At 62.5% G+C, this 6,718-nt stretch carries 8 protein-coding genes and 1 pseudogene; 7 read left to right on the plus strand and 2 right to left on the minus strand.

Annotation, left to right across the window (positions count from 1 at the left end):
- Positions 1 to 192 (minus strand): annotated as a pseudogene (locus DBR23_RS31135) (hypothetical protein); the annotation flags it as partial.
- Between DBR23_RS31135 and gpmA the strand changes: the two are divergent.
- The 4 genes from gpmA to DBR23_RS19250 all read left to right on the plus strand — a co-directional run bounded on the left by gpmA (position 166) and on the right by DBR23_RS19250 (position 3,873).
- Complete coding sequence (gpmA, locus tag DBR23_RS19235; protein WP_015015479.1) at positions 166 to 909, plus strand: 2,3-diphosphoglycerate-dependent phosphoglycerate mutase; 744 nt, start codon at positions 166 to 168, stop codon at positions 907 to 909. The pseudogene DBR23_RS31135 and the gene gpmA sit on opposite strands and share 27 nt — an antisense overlap.
- Before the next feature lie 122 nt (positions 910 to 1,031).
- Positions 1,032 to 2,468, plus strand: a complete 1,437-nt coding sequence (locus DBR23_RS19240; RefSeq protein WP_056065928.1) for a S41 family peptidase — start codon at positions 1,032 to 1,034, stop codon at positions 2,466 to 2,468.
- A gap of 105 nt (positions 2,469 to 2,573) precedes the next feature.
- Positions 2,574 to 3,323: a HesA/MoeB/ThiF family protein gene (locus DBR23_RS19245; RefSeq protein WP_108499275.1), complete on the plus strand. Its 750-nt coding sequence runs from the start codon at positions 2,574 to 2,576 to the stop codon at positions 3,321 to 3,323.
- Between the two features lie 112 nt (positions 3,324 to 3,435).
- A complete protein-coding gene (locus tag DBR23_RS19250; protein WP_099732203.1) occupies positions 3,436 to 3,873 on the plus strand; it encodes a response regulator in 438 nt (145 codons plus the stop codon).
- A gap of 125 nt (positions 3,874 to 3,998) precedes the next feature.
- Here the strand turns inward: DBR23_RS19250 and DBR23_RS19255 are convergent, their stop codons facing one another.
- The gene (locus DBR23_RS19255; protein ID WP_056065924.1) at positions 3,999 to 4,631 is read right to left on the minus strand and encodes a response regulator transcription factor; all 633 of its coding nucleotides are present in this window, start codon (positions 4,629 to 4,631) and stop codon (positions 3,999 to 4,001) included.
- Between DBR23_RS19255 and DBR23_RS32145 the strand changes: the two genes are divergently transcribed.
- From DBR23_RS32145 to DBR23_RS19265, 3 genes are all read left to right on the plus strand, one after another.
- A complete protein-coding gene (locus DBR23_RS32145) occupies positions 4,624 to 4,749 on the plus strand; it encodes a hypothetical protein (RefSeq protein ID WP_255424896.1) in 126 nt (41 codons plus the stop codon). The two genes, DBR23_RS19255 and DBR23_RS32145, sit on opposite strands and share 8 nt — an antisense overlap.
- 4 nt (positions 4,750 to 4,753) lie before the next feature.
- Entirely contained in the window at positions 4,754 to 6,160 is a 1,407-nt protein-coding gene (locus DBR23_RS19260) for a CHASE3 domain-containing protein (protein ID WP_108499274.1), read from the plus strand.
- 338 nt (positions 6,161 to 6,498) lie between these two features.
- Positions 6,499 to 6,663 carry a DUF1328 domain-containing protein gene (locus DBR23_RS19265; protein WP_010463174.1) on the plus strand — a complete coding sequence of 55 codons (165 nt, stop codon included), beginning with the start codon at positions 6,499 to 6,501 and terminating at the stop codon, positions 6,661 to 6,663.
- Positions 6,664 to 6,718 lie beyond the last annotated feature (55 nt).

A 6,718-nucleotide genomic window follows, 5' to 3' on the forward strand; every position in this document is an offset into this window, starting at 1 on the left:
GAGGACCGGCCACAGCAACATGCTGCCCGAAGCCAGCGCAACGAGGAACAGATACCAGTTATCAATAATGAATTTCACGAAGCTTCCTTGGGTTGGCGAACAGCGTAATTCTAGAATGCTGGGTTTTGGCCCGCATTTTTTTGACCTGCCTTTCCTGGGGAAACCATGTACAAGCTCGTTCTGATCCGCCACGGCGAATCCACCTGGAACCTTGAAAACCGCTTTACCGGCTGGACCGATGTGGACCTCACGCCCACCGGTGTCTCCCAGGCCATGTCGGCCGGCAAGCTGCTCAAGGCCGAGGGCTACGAGTTCGATCTGGCGTTCACCAGCGTGCTCAAGCGTGCCATCCACACCCTCTGGTACACGCTGGACGAAATGGACTGCACCTGGCTGCCCGTGGTCAAGGACTGGCGCCTGAACGAGCGCCACTACGGCGCCCTGCAGGGCCTGAACAAGGCCGACATGGCCAAGCAGTATGGCGACGAGCAGGTGCTGGTATGGCGCCGCAGCTATGACACGCCCCCGCCAGCGCTGGAAGCCACCGACCCCCGCAGCGAGCGTGGTGACCGCCGCTACGCTGGGGTGGCTGCCGAGAATGTGCCCCTGACCGAGTGCCTGAAAGACACCGTGGCCCGCGTGCTGCCGTTCTGGAACGAGGCCATGGCGCCCGCCATCCGCTCGGGCAAGCGGGTGGTGGTGGCTGCGCATGGCAACTCCATCCGCGCGCTGGTGAAGTATCTGGACAACATCTCCGAGACCGACATCGTGGGTCTGAACATTCCCAACGGGATTCCACTGGTATACGAGCTCGACGCCGACCTCAAGCCCATCCGTCACTACTATCTGGGCGATGCCGAAGCGGCGGCCAAGGCCGCAGCCGCCGTGGCATCGCAGGGCAAAGCGTAAATCGCAGGTAAAGAGCGGGGTAAACCCCGCTTATCCCCGCCAAAGTGAGCATCCATGCGGAACTGCGGCGGGTTTGGCCCTTCCAAGGTGTATATTGGTTTCGAAGCGGTAAAAGGTGTTGTATGGGCCACAAACTCAAGATTGCAGGATGGGTATCGGTAGGCGTGGTGGCGGGTGCGCTCACCACGGTGTCACTGCAAACGGTGGCGCGTGGCGCCATGACGCCGTTGCCGCTCGAAGAAATCCAGCAGTTGTCCGCCGTGTTCGGCCTAGTCAAGACCGATTACGTCGAGCCGGTCGATGACAAGAAGCTCATCACCGACGCCATCTCCGGCATGGTCTCCAGCCTGGATCCGCACTCGCAGTACTTCGACAAGAAGTCCTTCAAGGAATTCCGCGAGGGCACTTCCGGCCGCTTCGTGGGCGTGGGCATCGAGATCACGCAGGAAGACGGCCTGATCAAGATCGTGTCGCCCATCGAAGGCTCGCCGGCCTTCCGCGCCGGGCTCAAGACCAACGACCTCATCACCAAGATCGACGAAACCGCCGTCAAGGGCCTGGCGCTGAATGACGCCGTCAAGCGCATGCGCGGCGAGCCCAGCACCAAGGTCACCCTCACCATCTTCCGCAAGGACGAGAACCGCACGTTCCCCGTCACCATCACGCGCGAAGAGATCAAGACCCAGTCCGTCAAGGGCAAGGTGATCGAGCCCGGTTACGCTTGGATCCGCCTGTCGCAATTCCAGGAGCGCACGGTGGATGACTTTGTGCGCAAGGTGGAAGAGGTCTACAAGCAGGAGCCCAACCTCAAGGGCCTGGTGCTGGACCTGCGCAACGACCCGGGCGGCCTGCTGGATGCAGCCGTGGCAATTTCTGCGGCTTTCCTGCCCGAGAACGTGACGGTGGTCACCACCAATGGCCAGCTGGCCGACAGCAAGGCCACCTACAAGGCTGCCCCCGACTACTACCAGCGCCGCGGCGGCGGTGATCCGCTCAAACGCCTTCCCGCGTCCCTCAAGGCGGTGCCGCTGGTGGTGCTGGTCAACGAAGGCTCTGCCTCCGCCAGCGAGATCGTGGCTGGCGCGCTGCAGGACCACAAGCGCGCCACCATCATGGGCAGCCAGACCTTTGGCAAGGGCTCGGTGCAGACCGTGCGTCCGCTGGGGCCTGACACGGGCATCAAGCTGACCACCGCCCGCTATTACACGCCGAGTGGCAAGTCGATCCAGGCCAAGGGCATCGTGCCCGACGTGATGATTGACGAGTCGGAAGAGGGCAACATCTTTGCCGCCTTGCGCATGCGCGAGGCAGATCTGGACAAGCATTTGAACAGCGGCCAGGGTGAAGAGAAGAAGGACGAAGCCCGTGAAAAGGCCCGTGAGGAAGCCCGCAAGCGCATGGAAGAAGAAGCCAAGAAGCCTGCGGCCGACCGCAAGGTGCCCGAATTCGGTTCGGACAAAGACTTCCAGCTGGTGCAGGCCCTCAACCAGCTCAAGGGTCGCCCTGTGCTGGTCAGCAAGACGCTGACAGAGCGCAAGGAAGAAAAGAAAGAGAATTGAGCCTTTCGCGCTCTGACCCCGGGCTGGATTTCGCGAGGAATCCAGCCTTTTTCATGTCCGCCTGTTTCACCGTTGATTTTTTGGCCGCTGCAGGCCAGCCTTCCCATGACCGATGACCAGCTCCTGCGCTATTCCCGCCACATCCTGCTCGACGAGGTGGGCATCGAGGGACAGGAGCGGGTGTTGGAAGCCCATGCTCTCATCATCGGCGCTGGCGGGTTGGGGTCGCCCGCTGCGCTGTACTTGGCGTCCGCCGGTGTGGGCCACATCACACTCGTCGATGACGATGTGGTGGACCTGACCAACCTGCAGCGCCAGATTGCGCACACCACCGCGCGCGTGGGCAGTCCCAAGGTCCAGTCGGCGGCGCAGGCCATGGCCGACATCAACCCCGAGGTGCAGGTCACCGCGCTGCAGGCCCGGGTGGATGCGGCGGCTCTCGACAGTCTGGTGCGCGATGCCACCGTGGTACTCGACTGCAGCGACAACTATGCGACCCGCCAGGTGGTCAATGCCGCGTGTGTGCGTCATAACAAACCCTTGGTGGCGGGGGCTGTGATCCAGTTCGATGGGCAGATCACGGTGGTGGACCCGCGCGATGCGCAGTCGCCTTGTTATGCCTGCATCTTCCCGCCGGATGCGGAGTTTGAAGAAGTCCGCTGCTCCACGATGGGTGTATTTGCTCCGCTGGTGGGTGTGGTGGGTGCGATGCAGGCAGCCGAGGCGCTCAAGCTCATAGCGGGTGTGGGGCAGTCGCTGGCGGGTCGGCTGCTGATGCTCGATGGCCGGGCTATGGAGTGGAGCACCATGCGCGTTCAGCGCCACGCCCATTGCAAGGTGTGTGTTGCGCGGTAGGATTTTTCCTACATGGCCAGCGTGTTGTGGCTGGCAGAATCCGGCGCATGGAAGCCTTAAATTCAAGGCTAGGACAGCGTGACCCGCACTGTCCGTACACATGGACCCGCCCGTGAAACTGCGCACCTACATTGTTGAAGACAACGCGACCATCCGCGAGAACCTGATCGGAACTCTGGAGGAGTTGGCGTCTGTAGAAGCGGTGGGCGTGGCAGAAACCGAAGACGACGGTACGAACTGGTTGTCCTCGCACCCTGAGGAGTGGGACTTGGCCATCGTGGATCTGTTCTTGCGCCAGGGCAGCGGTTTGGGTGTGCTTGCTGCCTGCCGCACGCGGCGGCCCGGCCAAAAAATGGTGGTGCTCAGCAACTACGCCACGCCGGATGTGCGCATGCGCTGTGCGCAGCTGGGTGTGGATGCAGTGTTTGACAAATCCAACGAGATCGACGCGTTGGTGGACTACTGCGTACAGCACAGCAGCCCGGCCCACGGGCTGGAGGCCGGTAGCGGCGGCGGTGTGTCTGCCGCATCATCGGGCGCATCCCAGTGACACAACCCGCCGCCGCGTGCGTCGGTGCATGCGGCAGTCGGGGTGTTTCTTTTTCCTTCTTTTTCAGCGCAAAAGCAAGACCTGCCCACGCCCGCCAGCGCCGGGCTCTGGCCAGGTCCTGGATGTCAGTCGATCAGGCGATTTTTGAGTGCGTAGTAGGTCAGGTCGCTGTTGGACGAGAGGCTCATCTTTTCCATCAGGCGTGTGCGGTACGTGCTCACCGTTTTCACGCTGAGCGACAACGACTTGGCGATATCGCCCGCCGTTTCTCCCTTGGCCAGCTTCAGGAACACCTGGAACTCTCGCTCAGACAGCTGCTCATGCGGTGGCGCATCGTCCTTGCGGTTGAGTTGCTGTGCCAGCAGTTCGGCCACGGCAGGCGTCAGGTAGCGGCGGCCCAGAGCAATGGTGCGGATGGCCTCCACGATCTCCGACGGTTCGCACTCCTTGTTCAGGTAACCACTGGCACCCTGGCGGATCAGGTTGATCGCGTAGTGTTCTTCAGGGTAGCCACTCAGGATCAGGATGCCCATGTCGGGCGCCTTGGCGCGCAGCATGGCCAGCGCGTCCAGCCCGCTTTGGCCAGGCATCGACAGGTCCATCAGCAGCACATCGATTTCCTTGTTGCGCACCAGGTCGATGGCCTCGCGGCCATTGGCCGCCTCGCCTTCCACCCGCAAGTCCACGTGCTCGGACAAGAACTGCCGCAGCCCGGAACGAACAATCGCGTGGTCATCCACAATGCCAATCTTGATCATTGATGCTTCTTTCGAGGCGGCAGCAAAGGTGCTGCCGGTGTGTATTGAAGTCCAGGCGCTCGGCATGTCGTTGCATGGCTGGCGCACCTGGCAGGTAACGGGTCATTATCCAGAATAAGCGTATGAATCTCCAAGAAAACACCCGGCGTTGGTTACCAAAAGTCCGACAGATGGCCTTGAGCCTGCCCATGGCGCTGTTGGCGGCCATGGTGCTGGTGGGCATCAATGAAACAGGGCACATGCGTTCGCAGGACGCGGTGGAACAACTGGCCCAGGGGCTGACCACAAGGTCTGATGTGAACAAGTTGCTGCAGAGCATGCTGGATGCAGAGACCGGTCAACGCGGTTATCTGCTCACGGGTAATGAAACCTACCTGGAGCCCTACGACAAGGCTGTAGCCACGGTGCAGACCAATCTTGACAGCCTGCGCACCCAGTTCATGGCCTCGCCAGAAGACATGCAGGAGTTTGCACTGTTGTCGCGGCAGATATCGCGCAAGCTGGCTGAGATGGAGTTGAGCCTGCGCCTGCGCCGCCAGGGCAACGAAGATGCATGGAAGTTCATTCTGAACACGGACGTGGGCAAGGAGCACATGGAGGCGATCCGGCAACATGCGCAAGAGCTCATCGCCCGCAGTGATCGGCGCCTGCAGCAAGGCCGCGAGCAGATTGAACAGTCGCTGATGCTGTCGCGCATCGGCATTGCCACGGTCACTGCCATCGGCCTGCTGGCGTTCTACATGTACCTGCGCCAGACGCAGGCGGTTCAGACCGTCAACCTGCGCGAGCAAGAGGTGCTGGAGCGTGAGCGCGACCGCCTGGAAGGGCTGGTGCGCGACCGTACGGCCACGCTGTCCGAGTTGGCCAACCACTTGCAGCAGGTGCGCGAAGAAGAACGGGGCCATCTGGCGCGGGAACTGCACGACGAGCTGGGCGCGCTGCTGACGGCTGCCAAGCTGGATGTGGCGCGCCTCAAATCCAAGATCGACGCCACTGCGCCCGACATTGCCGAGCGCCTCAAGCACCTCACCGAAACGCTCAACAGCGGCATTGCGCTCAAGCGTCGCATCATCGAAGACCTGCGACCGTCGTCGCTGTCGAACCTGGGGCTCACCGCCGCACTGGAGATCCTGACACGTGAATACGCCGAGCGCGCAGGCATTGAGGTTGAGACCAGTCTGGAGGCCGTTCAACTGCCCGACGCAGCGCAGCTCACGGTGTATCGCATGGTGCAAGAGGCGCTGACCAACATCGGCAAGTACGCCAAGGCCAGCAAGGTGCTGGTGTCGGTGCACGGCTACCCCACGCATGTGGCGGTGCAGGTGCGCGACGATGGTGTGGGTTTCGACCCGGGCACCGTGCGCCCCACTTCGCACGGCTTGGCTGGCATGCGCCACCGGGTCGAGGCAGCGGGCGGGCGTCTCACGCTCACTTCGCGGCCTGGCAATGGCACCTTGTTGTCGGCCGTGCTGCCGCTGCCGCGCACCTCGTCGGAGCCGCGCCGCAACGCCGCTGCGCACGACGCCTGAGGCATTCGCCGCCTTCTTTCGGCGTCTCCCTCATTCCCCGCATTGCGTGGCGCAGCGCATGCAGGCCCACGTGTGACACCTGCGGGCTGTGGGCACGCCATGCCAGGAGCCAGCGTCCCGTCGTGGCGTACCTGCGCTACAGCCGCTTGTGCGCGCTACCGTGCGTCCGGTCCGGCCAGTGCGCGCCGTCCTACATGACCCCCACTGCGCCGCCGACATGGGCGCGCGCCGCGCACCGGCATCCAGGGCACAAGGAGATACCTACAGTTGGTCCCAGGCGTTGAGGTTTTGGCGCCACCCGATCTGCCGGCAAGCCGGCCACCCATAAGGAGATGGAAATGTTGCACTACGCAGTTGTTTTTCTGGTGATCGCGCTGATTGCAGCCCTCTTCGGTTTTGGCGGTATTGCTGCCGGTGCCGTGGGCATTGCGAAGATTCTGTTCTTTGTGTTCGTGATCATGGCTGTGGTCACCTTCGTGCTGGGGCTCCTGAAAAAGGGGTGAGTCAGGCCGCAACGCCTGGACTGCTGCCCTTCACCCCCTCCCGCATCCCCTGTAC

Origin of the sequence: Acidovorax sp. HMWF018 (assembly GCF_003061035.1) — a bacterium.
Taxonomy (GTDB): Bacteria; Pseudomonadota; Gammaproteobacteria; order Burkholderiales; family Burkholderiaceae_C; genus Acidovorax; species Acidovorax delafieldii.